Here is a 370-nt window from a genome sequence, read left to right on the forward strand (position 1 = left end):
ATCACTTCCGTCGCAGCGCCGATCGGGATCGTCACGCCGGGCTGAATGTCCGGGTTCCCGGCTTTGCCGACGGCGAAGATCCGCCCGTTCTTCACGCCGATATCGGCCTTCACGCTCCCCCAGTGGTCGACGATCAGCGCGTTGGTGAGCACCAGCTCCACGCAGCCGTCAGCCGTCAGCTGCCCCTCGCCCATGCCGTCGCGGATCACCTACCCCCCGCCGAACTTGACCTCTACGCCGTAGACCGTGAGATCGTCGGAGACTGCGATCCACAGCTCGCTGTCCGCCAGCCGGACTTTATCCCCGGTAGTGGGGCCGAACGTGTCGGCATACGTCTGACGGAAAATTTCAGCCATGTTTCACCTCGCCC

1 pseudogene is annotated in these 370 nt (G+C 64.3%); it reads right to left on the bottom strand.

Annotation, left to right across the window (positions count from 1 at the left end):
• A pseudogene (ureC, locus tag A6013_RS26500) lies at nucleotides 1–356 on the bottom strand (urease subunit alpha); the annotation flags it as partial.
• Nucleotides 357–370 lie beyond the last annotated feature (14 nt).

It is taken from the genome of Enterobacter sp. IF2SW-B1, from assembly GCF_001743375.1.
GTDB lineage: Bacteria > Pseudomonadota > Gammaproteobacteria > Enterobacterales > Enterobacteriaceae > Enterobacter > Enterobacter bugandensis.